Origin of the sequence: Sporosarcina sp. P33 (assembly GCF_002077155.1) — a bacterium.
Classification (GTDB): Bacteria; Bacillota; Bacilli; order Bacillales_A; family Planococcaceae; genus Sporosarcina.
Genome location: NZ_CP015027.1, coordinates 914,554 through 931,620 on the forward strand (window position 1 = coordinate 914,554; position 17,067 = coordinate 931,620).

General features: G+C 47.0%; 19 protein-coding genes. All 19 read right to left on the reverse strand.

From position 1 onward, the window contains the following. Positions 1-7: 7 nt before the first annotated feature. On the reverse strand, positions 8-499 hold the full coding sequence (locus SporoP33_RS04525) for a hypothetical protein (RefSeq protein WP_081242629.1): 492 nt from the start codon (positions 497-499) through the stop codon (positions 8-10). Beyond that, complete coding sequence (locus SporoP33_RS04530; protein WP_196796854.1) at positions 496-1,506, reverse strand: phage late control D family protein; 1,011 nt, start codon at positions 1,504-1,506, stop codon at positions 496-498. The genes SporoP33_RS04525 and SporoP33_RS04530 overlap by 4 nt, the downstream gene beginning before the upstream one ends. Further along, positions 1,503-1,709 (reverse strand): tail protein X, encoded by a 207-nt coding sequence (locus tag SporoP33_RS04535; RefSeq protein WP_081242631.1) that lies wholly within the window; start codon positions 1,707-1,709, stop codon positions 1,503-1,505. The genes SporoP33_RS04530 and SporoP33_RS04535 overlap by 4 nt, the downstream gene beginning before the upstream one ends. Beyond that, complete coding sequence (locus SporoP33_RS04540) at positions 1,706-5,221, reverse strand: phage tail tape measure protein (RefSeq protein ID WP_081242632.1); 3,516 nt, start codon at positions 5,219-5,221, stop codon at positions 1,706-1,708. The genes SporoP33_RS04535 and SporoP33_RS04540 overlap by 4 nt, the downstream gene beginning before the upstream one ends. A gap of 148 nt (positions 5,222-5,369) precedes the next feature. Then, positions 5,370-5,729: a phage tail assembly protein gene (locus SporoP33_RS04545; RefSeq protein ID WP_196796855.1), complete on the reverse strand. Its 360-nt coding sequence runs from the start codon at positions 5,727-5,729 to the stop codon at positions 5,370-5,372. A 31-nt stretch (positions 5,730-5,760) separates the two neighbouring features. Then, entirely contained in the window at positions 5,761-6,282 is a 522-nt protein-coding gene (locus SporoP33_RS04550) for a phage major tail tube protein (protein ID WP_081242634.1), read from the reverse strand. An 18-nt stretch (positions 6,283-6,300) separates the two neighbouring features. Beyond that, positions 6,301-7,722, reverse strand: a complete 1,422-nt coding sequence (locus SporoP33_RS04555; protein WP_081242635.1) for a phage tail sheath family protein — start codon at positions 7,720-7,722, stop codon at positions 6,301-6,303. A gap of 2 nt (positions 7,723-7,724) precedes the next feature. Next, entirely contained in the window at positions 7,725-8,093 is a 369-nt protein-coding gene (locus tag SporoP33_RS04560) for a hypothetical protein (protein ID WP_081242636.1), read from the reverse strand. Further along, complete coding sequence (locus tag SporoP33_RS04565) at positions 8,083-8,583, reverse strand: hypothetical protein (protein WP_081242637.1); 501 nt, start codon at positions 8,581-8,583, stop codon at positions 8,083-8,085. The genes SporoP33_RS04560 and SporoP33_RS04565 overlap by 11 nt, the downstream gene beginning before the upstream one ends. Continuing rightward, positions 8,580-9,176, reverse strand: coding sequence for a phage tail protein (locus tag SporoP33_RS04570; RefSeq protein ID WP_081242638.1), 597 nt, complete (start codon positions 9,174-9,176; stop codon positions 8,580-8,582). Before SporoP33_RS04570 ends, SporoP33_RS04565 begins: the two co-directional genes overlap by 4 nt. Beyond that, the gene (locus SporoP33_RS04575) at positions 9,173-9,505 is read right to left on the reverse strand and encodes a hypothetical protein (RefSeq protein ID WP_081242639.1); all 333 of its coding nucleotides are present in this window, start codon (positions 9,503-9,505) and stop codon (positions 9,173-9,175) included. The genes SporoP33_RS04570 and SporoP33_RS04575 overlap by 4 nt, the downstream gene beginning before the upstream one ends. Further along, positions 9,502-9,900, reverse strand: coding sequence for a hypothetical protein (locus SporoP33_RS04580; protein WP_081242640.1), 399 nt, complete (start codon positions 9,898-9,900; stop codon positions 9,502-9,504). The genes SporoP33_RS04575 and SporoP33_RS04580 overlap by 4 nt, the downstream gene beginning before the upstream one ends. A 13-nt stretch (positions 9,901-9,913) precedes the next feature. Further along, a complete protein-coding gene (locus tag SporoP33_RS04585) occupies positions 9,914-10,960 on the reverse strand; it encodes a major capsid protein (protein WP_196796856.1) in 1,047 nt (348 codons plus the stop codon). 3 nt (positions 10,961-10,963) lie between these two features. Further along, positions 10,964-11,323, reverse strand: a complete 360-nt coding sequence (locus tag SporoP33_RS04590; protein ID WP_081242641.1) for a hypothetical protein — start codon at positions 11,321-11,323, stop codon at positions 10,964-10,966. Then, positions 11,320-12,474 (reverse strand): head maturation protease, ClpP-related, encoded by a 1,155-nt coding sequence (locus tag SporoP33_RS04595; RefSeq protein WP_081242642.1) that lies wholly within the window; start codon positions 12,472-12,474, stop codon positions 11,320-11,322. The genes SporoP33_RS04590 and SporoP33_RS04595 overlap by 4 nt, the downstream gene beginning before the upstream one ends. Continuing rightward, positions 12,471-14,042: a phage portal protein gene (locus SporoP33_RS04600; RefSeq protein WP_081242643.1), complete on the reverse strand. Its 1,572-nt coding sequence runs from the start codon at positions 14,040-14,042 to the stop codon at positions 12,471-12,473. Before SporoP33_RS04600 ends, SporoP33_RS04595 begins: the two co-directional genes overlap by 4 nt. A gap of 13 nt (positions 14,043-14,055) precedes the next feature. After that, positions 14,056-14,298, reverse strand: coding sequence for a DUF6148 family protein (locus SporoP33_RS04605; protein ID WP_196796857.1), 243 nt, complete (start codon positions 14,296-14,298; stop codon positions 14,056-14,058). Further along, a complete protein-coding gene (locus SporoP33_RS04610) occupies positions 14,295-16,064 on the reverse strand; it encodes a phage terminase large subunit family protein (RefSeq protein ID WP_196796858.1) in 1,770 nt (589 codons plus the stop codon). Before SporoP33_RS04610 ends, SporoP33_RS04605 begins: the two co-directional genes overlap by 4 nt. Beyond that, positions 16,051-16,605, reverse strand: coding sequence for a type IV toxin-antitoxin system AbiEi family antitoxin domain-containing protein (locus SporoP33_RS04615; protein ID WP_081242644.1), 555 nt, complete (start codon positions 16,603-16,605; stop codon positions 16,051-16,053). The genes SporoP33_RS04610 and SporoP33_RS04615 overlap by 14 nt, the downstream gene beginning before the upstream one ends. Between the last annotated feature and the right edge of the window lie 462 nt (positions 16,606-17,067).

Genomic DNA, 17,067 nt, shown 5'->3' on the forward strand with positions numbered 1-17,067 from the left:
CACTCCTTTACTTGCTGTACGGCTCGTACGGAGTCGGCCAATCGGGGATATCATAGTCGTCTTCGTAATCCGGCCAAGCAGGATTTACTTCAAAACGAACAGGCTTTTCCGAACGAACTAAAAACTCCTTCTTCTCTTCCACCCATTCGATAAAATTCTTTCCGTCAATCCAGATGCCTTTTCTTTTCCTGCCGCGCTTATGCATAGGAGCCGGCGTTTTGTCTGATTCCGAATAAATGGATCCTAGTATCACGCCGGTCTCTTGTCCATTGGCCAAAAATGCGCAGACAACCGTCTCATCGATATCGGGCAGGTGATAATATTTTGTTTTCATCGTCTGGGGCACCATGACGGCCAGATCATGCGAAACCACTTCATCACGGTCTTCAAAAATGACGCGCGCCATGCATTTCACCGGATCCACGGACGAAACGACTCCAATCCGTATCGTTTCAAACGGAGCGTCATTATTTGGATCGTCATTATGGTTAAATATCAATATTTAAGCACCCCCCTGATATCGAGATTGACTTCGTATTTTCCTGTAGGATTATGGCTACATGACTCGATGATGTACTTTCCGTCAAAAGCACCAAAGTTTTTAATATCGATGGTCAGACCTTGCACCAAATCAATCGCCCCGGCCATCGTCAGTTTGCCGACTTTACCATTTTTATTTTTATTGCGCGCTTCGATGATTGCCCAGCGTTTCGCTTCGGCTATCGTTTTTGCTCGCCTATTCAATTTAAGGGTCGGTCCTTCTGCGACATCCGGAACGTCATACGTATATTTCACTTTTTTCTTTTTTGCTGCATCGAAATAAGTAATTTCCACTTTTTTGTACTGCTTCTCTGCTGCTGACTTTGAAAAATCCCACGAAAGCACATCTGAGTCGCCCCGTGTGATGGTACGGACAGCCTTTTTCTTTTCATAGGTCAGCTGATGGTATACGACTAGCTGATCGTTTGTCACTTTGATGGACAAACCCTCTTTTTTGGCCAACCTTTTCAGAAAACCGAGGTCAGTTTCTTTTGACTGATCCACCCGGTCATAATAAACATTCGGGGCATCGTAAATTAGTGCTAACTTCGATGCCACCGCAATGTCTCCCGCAATCGTATTGAGCGATACATCTTCCCACGCTCTCGACCGCTTAGTGTCTTTCCCGCCTGCAGCGAACGGAACTGATACAGCTTTGATGGACACGCTGTCTGGAGGCCCCTTGAAACTCACATCGTCAACATAAAAAGTGCCGCAGCGTAAACGCAGCACTTCGTTTCTTTTATTCCAGTTGTATGTTTTAATTGTCGCCTTGATGATATCCCCATCTCCGGGAAGCCAAGGCTTCTGCCAGCGTTTCCGTTTGTCCTGCAAGTCGATCTGTATTTCATCCGCCCGTCCTTCATTGTCCGAGAAGACAAAGTTGCTTAAATAGTCTTCTAATTCCGTGGTGATATCGACTCCTTGATACTCGATGAGCACTCTTGTGCGGCGTGTATTGGTCATGGTATCACCCATGGAGGCAAGTCTTGCAACTCTTCTGTTGGATCCAATTCAGGAAGCTTGATCAGCGTGCCAGCGCCAAATATAGCAATGTCGGTCAAGTGAGGATTGGCGTCCATCACTTTATGCATCACCAATTCAGTGCCGTAGTTTTTGTAGCAAATTAAATCCCAACTGTCACCCTGAATTGTAGAATATATCTTCAATCGAACGCCAACCTCCTTTCATTCTTTCTCAGCTCTTCGATTCGTGAAAGCAAATCATCGTTTCCTCTTTCAACGGTTCGCTGTACTTCATGAGCATTTGATCCATCAATGTGATAGACCGGCGAGTTGTTGACTTCGATATGAACCATCTTTCCTTCGACCCCTCGCGCTGCAGAAAACTTTCTGGATGAGACGGACAACGGACCTTCAGCGGATTTCTTTCCGGTCCGCAAAGGTGTATTGCCAATCATACCGATCTTTTGACCCGCACGGAGCCACAGCGATTTGCTTCGTTCGCTGTTATTCCACGGTATGACAGACTCCGCGTACTTACCTTCTCCAACCCAGACAAGTTCGGGATTGTAAACCTCTCCGCCGTCTGCAAGACCACGCGGATTAATTGGCTTGCCGCCGCGCCATACTTCGTAATGCAAGTGGTTGCCGGTACTCCATCCAGTAGAACCGACCAACCCGACCGTTTGCCCTCTGGCGACCGACTGTCCTGCACGCACTAGGTTACGACTGTTGTGCTGATAGACTCGATCCAATCCTCCGGATCGCACCTGCACAAAGTTTCCGCGGCCGGTTTCCACGCCGGCTCTGACAACGACACCTGCCACCTGGTTAGGTATAGGCGTCCCATAAGGAGCGGGAAAGTCAATACCGTTGTGGAACTTTCTTTTACCAGTGATCGGATGGATACGCCAACCCCAGCCGGAAGAGAACCCGAATGGAGGGCGCGGGAAGCCTGCACCTGCTCCTCCAGGCCCTGATCCCCAAGAGCCGTAATCAGCGCCTGCGCCATTAGTTGGAGGAGGCGAGGCTTTGCCGAACATATCTTTAACGTACTGCAAACTCTTCGATTTCACAAAGCTGAAAGCACCTCGAACGAGAGTCCCCATCGTGCCAGTGACGCCGTCCAGGCTCGGGAGCGGAATCAGATTCAGCAACTTACTTGGATTCGTTGCATATTCCCAAACATTAGAAACTGCATTAGCGAATCCTTTCGCTTTGCCTTTTACCCAATCGACAACTCCTGTTCCTTTGGCGTAATGCGGCACGGCTTCTAGTGCCTCTCGTGTCTCTGGGGCCGAAAGAATTTGCGTGCCTTTCGGCAGATTAAGCATAGTAGGTGTATCAGGACTCAGCATAGAACGTCCGTCAGGGGTGGTGATTAATTCACTCCCTCGCAAAGAGCCAGTACCGTCTCCGACAACTGCCAAACCTCCAGGGTGACCACCTGTACCATGAGCGTACTGAGGCACTGTCCATTCGGTGATTTTGGCAGTGATACCCAGTTTTCCAGTGATGTTATTAAGCCCTCTTACCAAGCCGTTTAGTACAGATCCGAATTTACCTACTACGGAATTACCAAGTGCGCGGACTCCGTCGACAGCCTTTTTAGACATGCTGACAATTCCGTCTCTCATCTTGCCTGGCAGGCCTTTCGCGAAGCCGACCATATCATCAAAGTAACCTCTGACTTTATCCCTCAGCCCTTTGGCCAATCCAGAAACCGCAGTCTTGATCTTGCCCCACGTATTGACGAGGCTCGTTCCGGCATTCGATGCAGAGTTTTTCACGAAATTCCATAAAGCAGAAAACATACTCTTGAAGCCGCCGGCAAACACTCTCAATCCTCCGAGAATCTTTCCGAAGAACTGCAGCTGAATGAAATTCCATATAAACGTAATAGCACCAAAGAAGATCTGCTTGACACCCTCCCATATCTTTGCGAAATCTCCTGTAAAGATGCCGCTGAACACCTTGACCAATCCCATGATTACATCAAGTGCTCCCGATATGACGCCTTTGATGTTGCCCCAGGCAGACTGTATGATAGCCAAAACTGCAGGCATGATAAAGCTGATGATAGATAAAATGCCGTCAAAGACGAATTTAATTACAAACCAAATACCTTGAGCCACAACAGCAATAAACTTCCCGATGTTTTGGAAGGCCTGGATCAGCCGCGCGCCGTCTTCTGCGATGAACGACATCACTTTTCCTTTGAGTTCATTAAATAGATTTACCAATGCGCCAAAAGCTGGTGTAATAAAATCTACTATACTGCCGAATATACTCTGGACACCTTTTCCCAGAGACTTTAATCCTTGCCGGAATGTCTCCGACTTTTTATAGAGAAGAATGAACCCGGTGGTCAGAATGGCAATGACTCCAATCGCTATGCCGACCGGACCTAAAAAGGCCGCTATGGCCCCCTTAAGAAAAGCGAACAATCCACCCGCTTTGGTAATAGCTCCAATCATCGGCATAATGACGCCCGTCAGTTTCCCAAAGAAGATGATAGCCGTACCAATAAACCCGATTACCGGGCCGATAGCCGCTGCAATAGCCGCAATGGCTACAATAACCCTGAGCATCGTCGGGTTAAGATCATCAAATTTAGACACTATCTTGCCGATATGCTCTACTACTGTCGTCACCATAGGCAGGAGTACATCGCCAAACTGCGCAGAAACGTTTTTTATGGTAGTCCACGTGACAGACATCTTGTCCGCCGTGGTGCCTGCCATCGTCTCGAATGCCTTCTCGGTCGCGCCGGCCGAGTCATGCATCTCTCCCAGAAATTGCTGGAATTCTTTCCCTCCACCTGCTGCTAGTGTCAATGCTGCGCCGCCGGCTTGCACAGAACCAAATAAGTCGGATAATTTCAATCCACTATTTTCTGCTTCTTCTTGCAAAATCGAGAGCACGTCTCCTGTATTTTTCCCTGACTCTATCAGCTCGGAAAAAGATTTCCCTGTCTTTCCGCGAAGTATTTTGTCAGTTTTGGAGCCCGCTTTGCCCAATTCCCCAAACATCGCCCGCATGTAGGTGCCCGCTTCAGAAGTCGCCAATCCGTTTTTCGTGAGCGCGGCATAGCTGGCGCTCAACTGATCAAAGCCAACGCCTTGTGCTTCTGCTACAGGGATAACTTGACCCATCGAAGCAGATAACTCATCCACCGTCGTTTTACCAAGGTTTTGAGTGGTGATCAGCATGTCGGATATGCTTTGCGCTTCAGAAGACTCCAATTTGTAAGCGTTAAGCGCGGTGGTAGTTACATCCACGGCTTTGGAAACTTCCGTGAACCCGCCGCCTGCCAGCTTGGACATCTGACGAGTGAACTCAATCGCATCGTCCTGATGCTGACCCGCAGACATGGAGGAATAAACAGACTCAGCTACATCCTCAAACGCGATCCCCATCTCTGAGGATAGCTTACGGATATCACTGTTGTACTGTTTGAAATCTGTAGAGGATTCGTCCAGCAAAGTAGTAACCTGAGCAAAAGCTGCTTCTTGGTCAATAGCGAATTTTGTTACTGCTGCGCCGGCCCCGACAAGTGGAACCGTGACGTTTTTAGACATCGCCTTTCCGCTTTTCTGTAGCTTTTCTCCGGTGCTGATCAACGAGGACATCTGACCGTCCGCTTGTTTAAACGCACTATTAAAGCCGGACGTCAATTCAGCGCCCAGCTTAAATGCGATATCAAATACTTTTGACATTAGTCCGCCTCCTCTAACTCATCCTCAATCAGCTGCTTCCACAGAAGTAACCTGCGAATCGACAGCTGCTCCCAGTGAGTGATTGGAGTTTTAGTTCGCAAAGAGCAGTACAACAGCGATCTCCGGATAATGTGACCCGGATACTCGCTTATTCCCCACTCATCAAAAAAATCTGCACCTTTGTCGTCACTCGAGAGTAATCAGGAGCAGATAGCTTCTTCACGAATTCAACTGGCTTGCCCATTGCTTTAGCCGCAACGATCGACAAAAAGCCTTTGGACATTTCTTTCAGCGGTGTTGTAGCCGCGATTTCAGGATTTGATGCCATGAATTGGACTTCGGCAGCTTCAATGTCCGCACCTGTCAGATTTTCCAGTCGGAGTTTTACAGAGCGGTAAGTCTGCCCCTCGAAGTCGACTGGCCTTTTAAGCTTCACTTTCTCTACTCCATCCTCTTCTAGCACTTCTTGTGTCATATCGATTGTTGGCAATTCTTTATTTTCTGTCATTGTAATAGTCTCCTTTTTGTGTACAGTCATATTACATACCTAAATTCTTTCGCACTTGCTCCAGTTCGTCTTTTCCATTGACGAAAGAAATGAAATTCAATTTATCGATTTCTAGCACACGCTTTCCATCGATTTCTTTTTTGATATACGTACATTCCAATTCGTTGCCTGTGCCCGTTGTAGAACCTGGCTCAAATTTTCCTGGAGTAGTCGTTTTAGGAATGGCTCGGATTGTGACTTTTACCGGTTGGTGTTCGTAAACCCCCGCCCCCGCATTAAAGACTTGCTGGCTCCCTCGGAAGTCCAGCGCGTGTACTCTTTGTTCGGCGAGTTCGATCGCTTCAGGCCCCAAAGTGCGCCAATTAAGTTTAACGGTCATAGAGCCATAATGCCCGATTACAGGCATGTCCAGTTCGCCGTTAATACCTGCGCCACTTAGTGTTTCAGTCATGGCGTCAAGCGACGGCAGTTCAACGTCTGTGATGCCGAGCCAACGATCCCCCTCTGCATAAGCAGAGAAGTTCGTTAGTTTTTCAGAAATTTTGTTAGCCATTAATTATTCCTCCCTTTTTTAACCAAATAACGTATCGAAGTATGACGGGTCAAACTCAAAGAGCCACTTCAGCTCTCTGGCTGGTGTTGGAGGCGTGATAAAAACATGGAAAGTATATGTGCCGTCCATTAATCCAGTCAGCGGGTTTTCTTCTTCTCGGAATTCCACACGGCCTCCAAGGATAAACCCTCTTGCTGCTTTGCCGTTTAAGTCGATGTTTTTGCTATCGATTACCGTCTCGATTAGTTTCCTATTTCCAGGTTCGTCAACCTTTTGCCAGTATGTCAAAATCACTTGGTTTTGTTCGTAAATAAACATGCGGCGGACAGGGATAAAAGCGTCTTTCGGATCGGTGTTTCCTGGATAACAGCTTGTCCGGTTGCCCCAAGCCCTCCATCCTCCAATCCAGTTAAGCGCAGTTACGATTCCTTGGCCATTCAGATAGTTCGCCTGCTCTAGGCCGAGCGTGATTTCTGTTCCGTCTTTCAAAACACACGCGTCCATTTGTAGGTTTTTATTAGATGGCGATTTGTAAGGGATACCCTCATTCGCTCCGTCAGTTTTGTTGGCAAGACTGGCTAGCTGCGTAGACATATGATACTGCTTGCCACCAAGAGAAACCTTTGGCCAACATACGATAAGATCCGGAGAGTCCAAATTCTTTTGGTTTTTGTATTCAGGCACAGCTGTGTAGTCCTTCACTTCGTCGGTAGGTATATCCGTAATGGCGATTGCTTTAAATACGCCGTTTACATTCGTTGCTTTCGCCTTCAATACAGCTGTTACCGCAGGATCGCAAGAGTACTTGGGAGCAATCACGATACCCGGAACCAAGCGGAATCGCGGGAACACTTCATTCAAAACTTCCAGCCCTTTGCTTCCGCCGTCCAGCGAAACACCGCCGATAATATCAGATGTTGTGACCATGGAGGGGTCCAATTGATTGAACTCCACTTGAATCTTTTCAGCTGCATCAATGAAAATATGGAGATGTCCATCGTCGTCGAATTCGTGATCATAATCCGTTTTCTCGTAAGTGGTTGTACCATCTTCGTTTTTAACAACGAGCGAATCTGTGAGCACCCCTTCTTTTTTTAGAACTGCTTCCCCGTCTATTACGTTTAAGTTAGCGGTTCCTGACTTTTTATGTTTCTCAGGATCCAGTACGTTGACCATGACTAACGGAGAAACAGCGAACAACCCAAAGTGAGAGCTGATTGCTTCCGAAATTGTGTAATTGTCAAAGTCCTCACTGTACCCCATTTTTTGCACTGCTTCTTTGTAGGTGTAAGCCAGCACCGCTTTGTTAACATTGGACGGATCGGTTAGATTAATAGGAGATGTCCCGAACACTACCGTCAGTCCCGCGATAGAGCTGACGGGAGGTATGATGGACGTCGGTACTTCGTGTGTATAAACGCCGTGTTTGTATCCTGCCATGTTTACTCATCCTTTCCAGTCATATATTTCACAATGAGGTTGTAATCACGATGCTGGCGCGTTCCCGCTTCAGCCGACCTCGTCTCAACTCGATTCATGTCTGGAATTTTTACAAACATTTTATCGACCGCAGGGCATCTTCCAATAATCCCCTCGATGTGAGGAGTGTATCCATCCTCGACCACCGTATATTTTGGCAGCTCAGGCATATTAGGACCTACATAAATGCGCTGTGTAAGTTCAACCGCCCCTTCATTCTTTTCAGCGAGCTTCTTTTCTTCCGGAAGCAGAACGGAAGGTTCGGCCGCCGGAACAGGACGCTCAACTTTTAAAGATTTTTTTACGTCCTTACTTTCTTTATCAATAGCCATTCGGAAAACCTCCTAAATTTGTCATTGTCTGCGAGTTCCATGTTGTTTCCATCCCTATAAAATAATAAGGATGGGTGTTTTCGTCAGCGGTCGCCCAGGTGATCGGATAATCCAGCGAAAATCTTTTGTCAATCAGCGGGTTTTGCTCGATATCCATCTGGATTGCCTGCATAGCAGCCAGAGCGTCATCAAAACCTTTACCGTTGAGATCTTCATTTTTCACGCCGATTACAAACTGCAGATAATTCTGTTGCTCCCCGCTGCTTTCTTTTTTCTCGCCGCTGGACAACTTAACCATCACAAAAGGATAGATCGCCTTTTCAGCATCTTGTCCATCGGAGTAATCGTATTGGTCAACGGTCTGCTCGGGGATGCTTTGTTTGTAAACTTTAAAAGGCGACAGATCGTTATAGCCTGTCGCCAATGGAAAGTCCTTTAATATTTCTGCGATTCTTTTCATTGCACTGTTTTGTAGGTCAGCGGGAGTCATCGCGAACCTCCTAACTTGTCTAAAATTCTGTTGATTTCATGATCAATACGACGGTCGAACATGGCCTGCCCTTCTCTTTCCACGACCTCCACCACTTGGGGATTACCGGCCATTTGAGGAACGGAAGGACCATGCAGCCTTTCGATTGGCAGTCTCTTTTTCGTTTTTCGCTTAAATATTTTAGCGCCGTTCGCTGTTGCCGCGAAAGCATTCACAACCGTCTTCAATCGCCCTTTTTTTACAGCGGCCTTGATCGGCTTACAATTAAGTTGGACGCTTTTTACTCCGCCTTTGTTTTTTGTGACCATAAGCGCAGACGTCTTGAATTTGTCCAGCCCCATCGTGCCGCCTTTGGATTGTACGGAAGCAGAAAGCTTCTTAGGGTTTGCTCTTGTCCTTGTAATAGTGTCTTTTATATCTCGCGCCTTTACGGTATACGTCTTCCGGATCTCCTTGCTAAGGTTGGAAGAAATATTTGTCACCGTCCGGTTAAGTGAAGCCGAAATGGCATTCGGAGCTTTTTCAGGAATCTCGGCCAGTTTCACGCGAATGTCACGAAGCGTGGCATCGTCAACTTTTATCACGATACTCATCCGGTGTACCTCGACAACATAATCGTCAAGATTCCCATTTGCTCATAGACCGCGTCAATCATGTACCTTTTCCCGTTGAAGTCCATACGCTTGAAAGTTTGCGGGCGATGGTCGAAGTGCCGGGCGCTTATATAAAAAAGCACTTCCGACAAAGACAGTCCTTCTACGTCAGAGGCAACACTTGTTTTAGCAAGATTTCTCTTTTCCAATTCATCTTCATCGATAATTACCACTGCCGGCTTGCCGTTTACTTCTGCCAGTTCGCCGAACTCATCAAAATTCAGAAAGACCGCGTCATTATCAAGCGCGACAGACGCTTTAAAGTTCATCGCTGATCAAGGATGTCCAAGAAATGTTCATCCTGTTCCTCGGCGATGATCTGATCAATCAAGTCCTTCTTAGAAATGTTTTTAGCAAACTCCATTTCCAACCCTTCAGCTTCACGTTTGAGTTCAGCCATGCTGAAACCTTCATCGATTTCTTTGTATACTTCATCATCGGACATCAGGTCGTCAGCATCATTCAAGCCTTCTGATTCGATATCTTGGGTAGCTGGAGGCGCTCCGTTATCTTCTACCGCCGGTGTTTCATTTGTTTTTTCAGCCGCCTTGATATCAATCAATCGCTGGACTTCCTTTTTCGTCATATTCTTTGCAGAAATAATGGTATCAGCCTTGTAGCTGGTTCCGCTATGCAGTACATCAACTAATAATTTAATCGGCATGTCTACCCCTCCTTTATCCTACTACTTGCGCTACAAGCCAGCCGTCAACGTCAGTCGGCATAGGTACCGGACGAGATGTCAAACGAAGCATTTTAATATCGTTATCCACGTCGTTCCATCGTTTAGGAACCGCCCGCCCTTCCGTAGTAACAAAGTTTTTCGTGTCTTCATCCATCTGAGTAATAGCGCCGTAAGCAAACGCTCCGCTTCCTGATTTCGCGAGCACCGCCGCATTGGCAGGAACGTAAGGTTTTTCCGTGCCATCGTCATCCAAGTACCACTCGTCATATGCATAAACGTCGACACCCAGTCCAGGAAGTCTGCCAAGGAAGGTGATAGCATCATTTACAAGACGCGGCTCAATTTCCATCATGTTGATCCGTCGTTTATCCAAGAGAGATTGCAGATTTTTATCATTCAAAAACGCTGTTACAGCATCTTCTCCAAGAATCAAGGTATCCGGCGCTACCCCAGACGACTTAATGACGCGCTGGCGCCAAGATCGGATGTTGCCGACAATGTCAGAGTCCGCTCCGGCCCACATAGATGTACCGGAAAGTACGACTTTATTTGTAAAACCGTAATCAACTTGTTGCTCAACGTATCGATCGTTCGTGTCGCTCACTCTTCCGCGCAGCGTGACTTGTCCTTCGAATAACGCCTGCGCTGCCATCCATTCTTCACGTCGTGAAATCGAGTCGTTGAGTTCCGTTAGGTCTTGAGCCGTCAACTCAAGTTGGCGCTGCGCAGGAGTCTTTCGGCTGTTGACTTGCTCACCGAAGCCTCTTTTCATCAAATCATCGAGTGTCATAACTCGCTGAGGAGCCACGCGAGGAGCGAGCAGTTTTTCAGTGCGGAACGCGTCCCTCTCTACAGTGATCCCGCCTACGCGAGGAGCAACTACAGGAGCCATGAGGCGGCGACCTTTTTTTACGTCAAACAGCACTTCTTCCGTGACGAAAGTTTTTTCACCGGCAAAGAACGTGTCTTTTAGAAATGTTTTAGGTCGACCGACTGTTTCGATCGCTTCCAGCATTTCATGAGTTGTTAATAGATCCATATTTTATTCTCCCCCTACAGTTGCTTTAATATAAATGCCTTTGGTGCGGAGCGCTTCCTGGTGAGACATTACATCGTTCTCCGCAATTAGTTCACGAATTGCAAAAGCTCCTGAAATATACGTCACTACCGTTTCTGCTTCTTCACCTACCACAACATTGTCCGCTAAAATGCAGTCTGCTTCGACCGTCGAAGAAGCCATGACAAGTTCTCCGCCGGTATCTTTTCCTAGCAGCGTTCCACGCAGAAGCGGTCCAGCCGCCGCCTTAATGACTCCGGATCCTGTCTGCAAAGGAAAAGAAATATCTGCAATCAGATTGTCAGGTCGGCTCGTTCCGACTTTTTCAAAAAGTTGTTTTTTCATTTTCTTGACCCTCCCATAGCGGCAGCCAAAGCACTAGCATTTTCTGCGCTCTTTTGTTTTTTGTCCGCTTCGTCAATAGATCCCGGCGGTACAGTTCCGGCATTTTGTGCATCGGCATTTCGGTCATTTAAAAACTTTGTACCCATCGCTTTTTCAGCTTTTACGATTTGCATAGCCAGCTCTGGGGCCGTCACACTGTTTTCAAACTTCGCTTTATTGACCAGGTCTTCAACACCTGGGTAAGATAAATCTTCGATAGATTGGATCCGTTCTCTTTCTGCAGTCACGCCTTCCTCGTATCCTTCTTCTTTAATCGATTTATACAGTTCCGGGTGATCATTTTTGATTTTTTCGATATCCATTTTTTCATCTCCTTGTTCAGGTTGGTTATTTTTTTGATTACTGATGGCAGACGAACCGTTTAATACATTCTGAATATCCTCCAGAGTAATGTCGCCGGATGACAGCAACGCTTCCAAAGTCTGTTTTTCATCATCTGGAGCACCTGTGCTGTTGGACGGCTTGATTTTTCCTTCTGCCAGAAGGTCTTGCATTTTGTCGACTACATTTCTTGGAAGTGCGCCGCTTTCATTGCTTGCAGTAATACCAAGCGTAGACGCGTCATCCTCGAACATGATCTTGTCAACAAATCCAAGTTCCAGCGCCTGCTGGGCCGTCATCCACGTTTCGTCTTCCATCAGCTTGATGATTTCTTCATCACTCTTGCCAGTTTTAGCCTTGTAGGCGTTACGAATAGAGGCATTGACGTTCCGAAGAATATCGCTCGATTTATCCATTGAACGATAGTCCCCACGGTTGGCCATGGACGCATTATGCACCATGATCTGACCGGTCGGAGAAATGGAACATTCTCCCGCGTTTGCGATAAAAGAAGCTGCGCTCGCTGCGATGCCGACAATCTGCGTATGCACCTTCCCTTTGAACGACTTTAACGCCGTGTAAATTTCGGATGCCGCAAAGACAGAGCCGCCTCCGCTGTTAATCAGAACGGTCAACTCTTGCTTGCCTTCCCTCTCCGCTTTTTCGATTTGTTGATTAATCGACTTCGGATATACTGCATCGATGCCAAAAATCCGATAAATCCATGATTCGGAATCGTCAATGATTGGTCCATTCATTCTGATTTTCATTTAATTTCTTCACCTCCTTCTAAGTCTCGCGCTTCATCATCAAGCGGCTTTGACAACCCTTCTTTTCTTCTTGCGCGTTCTTCAGCGACCAACGTGCGGTGATTTGAATCATAGCTGCCGCCTGACAGTTCGACTGTCTCTTTTTCCCGCGTCGAGAATCCGTTCTCAACTTTCATAATTGATGCACGCACCTCTTGCACTGGATTCAACTGACCTTGAGACGGACCGTTCCATTCGGCTCTACTATATGCTTTACGGATAGACGGATCAGAAAAGAAGCCGGGCGCTTTCACTCGGCCTTTCGCAACTGCTTCAGCAAGCCATTCTTCAAAAACAGGCTGGCAGAAATCAGTAGCCAAGCCATCTCTTTTTTTTCGGTACATCTTCCAAGCTTCCAGTAACGCTGCTCTTGATGCAGAATACGATGAAGTAAAATGCTTCAGCAATATTTCGTATGGTATTTCTAACGCCGCGCCCACTTGACGGCAAATAGATGTCACAAAACCATCAAACGCCGTATTCGGCCGTCCGACTTTAGTTTCGGCCATCTTTTCTCCGGGATTCAAGAAGTTGACCGCGCCATTACCAATCTGGATATCGTTATCGTATTCTTCGCCCAAATCCTGCTGTTGCGACTGGTCAATGCCGCCTAAATCGGAGCCGGGAACTGATTCATTTTCCGATTCAATGAAAATTGCATACATGCCGTTGATCACCGCAGCCATCAATTCAGCATCCGAATATCGGGTCAACTGTTTCAGCTGCTCGATAACCGGTGTAAGCATCGGTACACCGCGGCGCTGTTCCGGTCTTTCCATCTCCATCAGATGCAATACATTTGGCCGTCCAGTGATAGAACCGAATCTCTCCATGCGCGTCCATTGATTAGTCAGCATAAACATAGCAGATCCGGGATGATGTTTTGCAAAGTGAAAAGCGACAACTTCTCCGTATTCGTCGGTTTCTACACCGTTGACTATATCGTCTGATCCCCACTTGTCAGTAGGCGTGCTGCAGCGATCCGCCTCTATCAACTGGATGCACAATTCGTATGGTGATCCCACTCTTTTCTTTACAGGCAACGTGACAAATGCATCACCAGACATCAACTGCGACAAAAACGCCAACTGTTGAAGTTCATAAAAATTATTCACGCGAGTAGCGTCGCAATTTATACTGTCGGCCCATAAATCAAACTCCCGCTTAACATTGCGCTTCCATTCACCCGCTTGCTCCAACGTCATTCCGAGAAACTCATAATCGATTTGCGGATTAAGTCGCAAGCCGGAGCCGACGACATTTGTATTAAGTGTTTTGATTGCACCCGTTGCAATACCGCCGCTCATGTATAAATCGCGCGAACGCTCTCGTAGTGTTTTGTTGTGCGCATCAATATCTTCTTTTGCTGATCCGGAGAAAACTTGCCACCCGCGCGTACTGTTTTTTCCGGTACTTGCGCCGTGCTGACTATAGCCATTCGTTATTATGCTTCGGGCTTCTCTATGAGCCGCACGTTTCACACCTGCGGCAGGATTAAAGTAGTTCACTACTTTGTCAACTAGATTCATTTTTTCACCTCAATTACAGGTCACGCGGAATAAATCTGCGCACCCTCGAAACGTTCCTGCCCGACTCTATCATTTCCGCTTCCTGTACTTTGTTTCGCCAGTAGTCCAGCATCTTTCGGATTTCGGATATATGCACCCGAGTTAGTGTTCGACTGCCTATTGTGTAACTCTGCCCCTGTGAAACTTGCAATTCAGCCTGCAGCCAAGCATCGAAATGCTCTCTTGCAGTTTTTGAATCAATCAAAGGTTTACTCACTGACTGCGCCTCCTTCTTCTTCTTTTTCCTGCCGGTTTGGCTATCATTTGATATTCAACATCAAAGTTTGGATTCAGAATCTCGATCGCAGCCGTATTGTATACCCGGAGGTCAAAACCTTCGTTCCGCGCTCTTGTCTGCACCCATTTTTGATACGGGATACCTTTTTCATATCGCGTTTCCAATCGTTCTGCCGTCAACGTGCGGAAGTATTCCAATCCGTACCCTCCGCCTTTTGGATAGTGACAATAGTTAGGGCCAAACTCTTCCACACGCAAACTGGACATCACTTTGCTTTTTCCTTCATTGACGCCCAATGTAACCAACAACGCTCTCATCGGTTTAGGCCTGCTCGTTCCGGCAATCAGCGGAGTGTACTCACCTTTCCGGCTGGAAGCCCCTTTAATGGCATACACTCTGCGTGCTTCACGCGGATGCACAAACCGGTAAACCTCTTGTGTGAAGTGTCCGCCGCTGTCGATCAGTGTACAGGCTATACCGAACTGCCGGCCGTCAGCTTTCTGCCATGTCTTCAGGAGATACTTATCGAGCTCTTCCCAGATACGGTTCTCATTCAGGTCGCCATGCATGATGTGATACTCGATGCCCCAGCTTTCTTTGCCGACACCCCAGCCCACTACTTCGATTTCAAAACGATCATCCTGGACGTCGACTGCTGCAGTTAATATCTTTACTCCCTCAGGCACAGGTGCGTCATAATCTTCACGCCGGTTATAAAGCACATCTTCTTCGAGTTCTTGACCTTCTTCTTCCCAGCTCTCGCCGAGCGAGGTATTCACGAATACTTTCAGCGCTTCCGTCCCTTTTTTCTTCGCCGTTTTGAAATCGTTGATGATTTCGCCCCAGCGCTTGAACGGACTGATCAATTCATTCAGGTGGAAGCCGCGCATAGCCGATTCCGCAGTGGCGATCCAATGCCCCTCTTGACGCTTCCACTCGAATTCATTACTCAAAAAACCGCACTCTGTACAACGGTGCGATTCTGTTTCAAAATCAATTTGACTCCACCGTAATGGTTGCAACGCTTCACAGCGAGGACACGGTAAGTTGTAGTATTCCATCGTGCTAAGTTCAAATTCTTTTTCGATCCGCGAAACGCCTTTAACAGTCGGGGTCGATACTTTTATTTTCTTCCGGTTATAAAAGGCAGTAGTTCTCTTCTCGGCCAAGTCCAGCGGATCCCCTTCGTCACCTGCAGAAGCAGGGAACCGGTCAATCTCATCCGCTAACACGATGCGGATCGGACGGGCTGCCAGTCCGGCAGGCGCATTCGCCCCGCCGAGTGCAATGAATCCACCGGGGAAGGATTTAAAAAGAATCGTATTGGAAGAATCCCGCGTCTTAGAATTTCCTACCCGGTCAGTCAATCTCGGAGTATCCCGAATCATCGGGGCAATACGCTCTTTTGAAAAGTCTTTTGCTTTAGCTTCCGTCGGCTGGATGAAAAGAATCGGGGAAGGGTCATAGTCGATAAAATAACCGAGACCGTTCAGCAGGATTTCCGACTTTCCCACCTGCGCCGAAGCCATAATCACAATGTCTTCGATATATGGATCATTCATGGCGTCCATAATTTCTCTCAAGTAAGGAGTTCTGGACGTTCTCCATTGCCCTGCCTCCGCTGATGATTCTCTCGATAGCTTACGATGCTGATCGGCCCATTGCGATACAGTTAAATCTGGAGGAGGGGTAAGTCCCTGGCTGATAATCCTACGGAATAAACCGGCTGTTTTATTTTCTTTCAACGACGCCGGCCTCCTCTGGGCTCTCCACATAAATCTTGTCATCACTCTGCTCATAAAAGACTGCCGGATCATAATCTGACAAAATGGTCATCAGCTCTTTGATGTCGCTTCTTAAAGTTTCGCGAATTGCATTGATGTCCGTCTCGCCTAAAACTTTTCCAGCCGAGCGTGTAGGCAAAGACAATAACTGCGATCGAAAAAACTCCATCATTTTGTTCATGACTTCTTCCACGTCAGAAGATCGGTGCAATTCACCGGACATGATGTTATATTCCGCTTCCGACTTCATGCGCCTAGCTCTGATCCAAAGAGTTTCTTCTCTCAACTTATCAAGATCCGCATCTTCTTCAATCAGCTTGTTTTTTGTGTATTCGTTGAAGCTTCGAACGCTGGCAACCAAATCATACTTGCCGTGTGACGCTCGAACGATGGCTTTTTCATCCACCAGCTGCTGAATTCTGCGTGCGCTCAAACCCATGATTTCGCAAATTTCATCTGTCGAAACTAAATAATTTCTTTCCTTCAATCCCTTGCCACTCATGGCCTCGCCTCCTTTTACGAAACCGAATTTTCAAAGCGAAATGAATCGAAAACGAAATGACCTTTCGAAACATGAAACTAGATCGTTTTTGGGCCTCGCCAGACCCGTATGGAGTTAAAAACGCCCAAAGAACCTATGTTTTTTCTGAAAATTTTGTAAAATAGCTTGTACCTTAGAGCCACATGGCTTCAAGGCACTTTTTGTGTCACTCAAGATTTTTGCTTCTTCACCCTTAGCGGGCAAGTGGGAAGAAAACACTGTTGAATGTGCCATTTCCTATGTTTTGTTACATTCAAATAAATCATTTAAACCCTTGATAATTAAGCTTTTTAAGATTTTATTTAAAATGAATGTGTCGATAAGCCTGATAACGTCCTGTTCAAAGTTATTCAAACGCTATTTATGCGTCGCCTGGCCGCTTAGACGTTCGCCTGGAGGTAAAGAAAGCACCGCACGAATGAA

Excerpts from the sequence above, each read along its gene's own strand:
- SporoP33_RS04555 (WP_081242635.1), bottom strand. The coding sequence starts at position 7,722 with ATGGCAGGATACAAACACGGCGTTTATACACACGAAGTACCGACGTCC.
- SporoP33_RS04580 (WP_081242640.1), bottom strand. The coding sequence starts at position 9,900 with ATGCCGATTAAATTATTAGTTGATGTACTGCATAGCGGAACCAGCTAC.
- SporoP33_RS04600 (WP_081242643.1), bottom strand. The coding sequence starts at position 14,042 with ATGAATCTAGTTGACAAAGTAGTGAACTACTTTAATCCTGCCGCAGGT.
- SporoP33_RS04565 (WP_081242637.1), bottom strand. The coding sequence starts at position 8,583 with ATGACTCCCGCTGACCTACAAAACAGTGCAATGAAAAGAATCGCAGAA.
- SporoP33_RS04570 (WP_081242638.1), bottom strand. The coding sequence starts at position 9,176 with ATGAGTATCGTGATAAAAGTTGACGATGCCACGCTTCGTGACATTCGC.
- SporoP33_RS04550 (WP_081242634.1), bottom strand. The coding sequence starts at position 6,282 with ATGGCTAACAAAATTTCTGAAAAACTAACGAACTTCTCTGCTTATGCA.
- SporoP33_RS04575 (WP_081242639.1), bottom strand. The coding sequence starts at position 9,505 with ATGAACTTTAAAGCGTCTGTCGCGCTTGATAATGACGCGGTCTTTCTG.
- SporoP33_RS04545 (WP_196796855.1), bottom strand. The coding sequence starts at position 5,729 with ATGACAGAAAATAAAGAATTGCCAACAATCGATATGACACAAGAAGTG.
- SporoP33_RS04540 (WP_081242632.1), bottom strand. The coding sequence starts at position 5,221 with ATGTCAAAAGTATTTGATATCGCATTTAAGCTGGGCGCTGAATTGACG.
- SporoP33_RS04615 (WP_081242644.1), bottom strand. The coding sequence starts at position 16,605 with ATGAGTGGCAAGGGATTGAAGGAAAGAAATTATTTAGTTTCGACAGAT.
- SporoP33_RS04595 (WP_081242642.1), bottom strand. The coding sequence starts at position 12,474 with ATGAAAATCAGAATGAATGGACCAATCATTGACGATTCCGAATCATGG.
- SporoP33_RS04560 (WP_081242636.1), bottom strand. The coding sequence starts at position 8,093 with ATGGCTATTGATAAAGAAAGTAAGGACGTAAAAAAATCTTTAAAAGTT.
- SporoP33_RS04530 (WP_196796854.1), bottom strand. The coding sequence starts at position 1,506 with ATGACCAATACACGCCGCACAAGAGTGCTCATCGAGTATCAAGGAGTC.
- SporoP33_RS04590 (WP_081242641.1), bottom strand. The coding sequence starts at position 11,323 with ATGAAAAAACAACTTTTTGAAAAAGTCGGAACGAGCCGACCTGACAAT.
- SporoP33_RS04585 (WP_196796856.1), bottom strand. The coding sequence starts at position 10,960 with ATGGATCTATTAACAACTCATGAAATGCTGGAAGCGATCGAAACAGTC.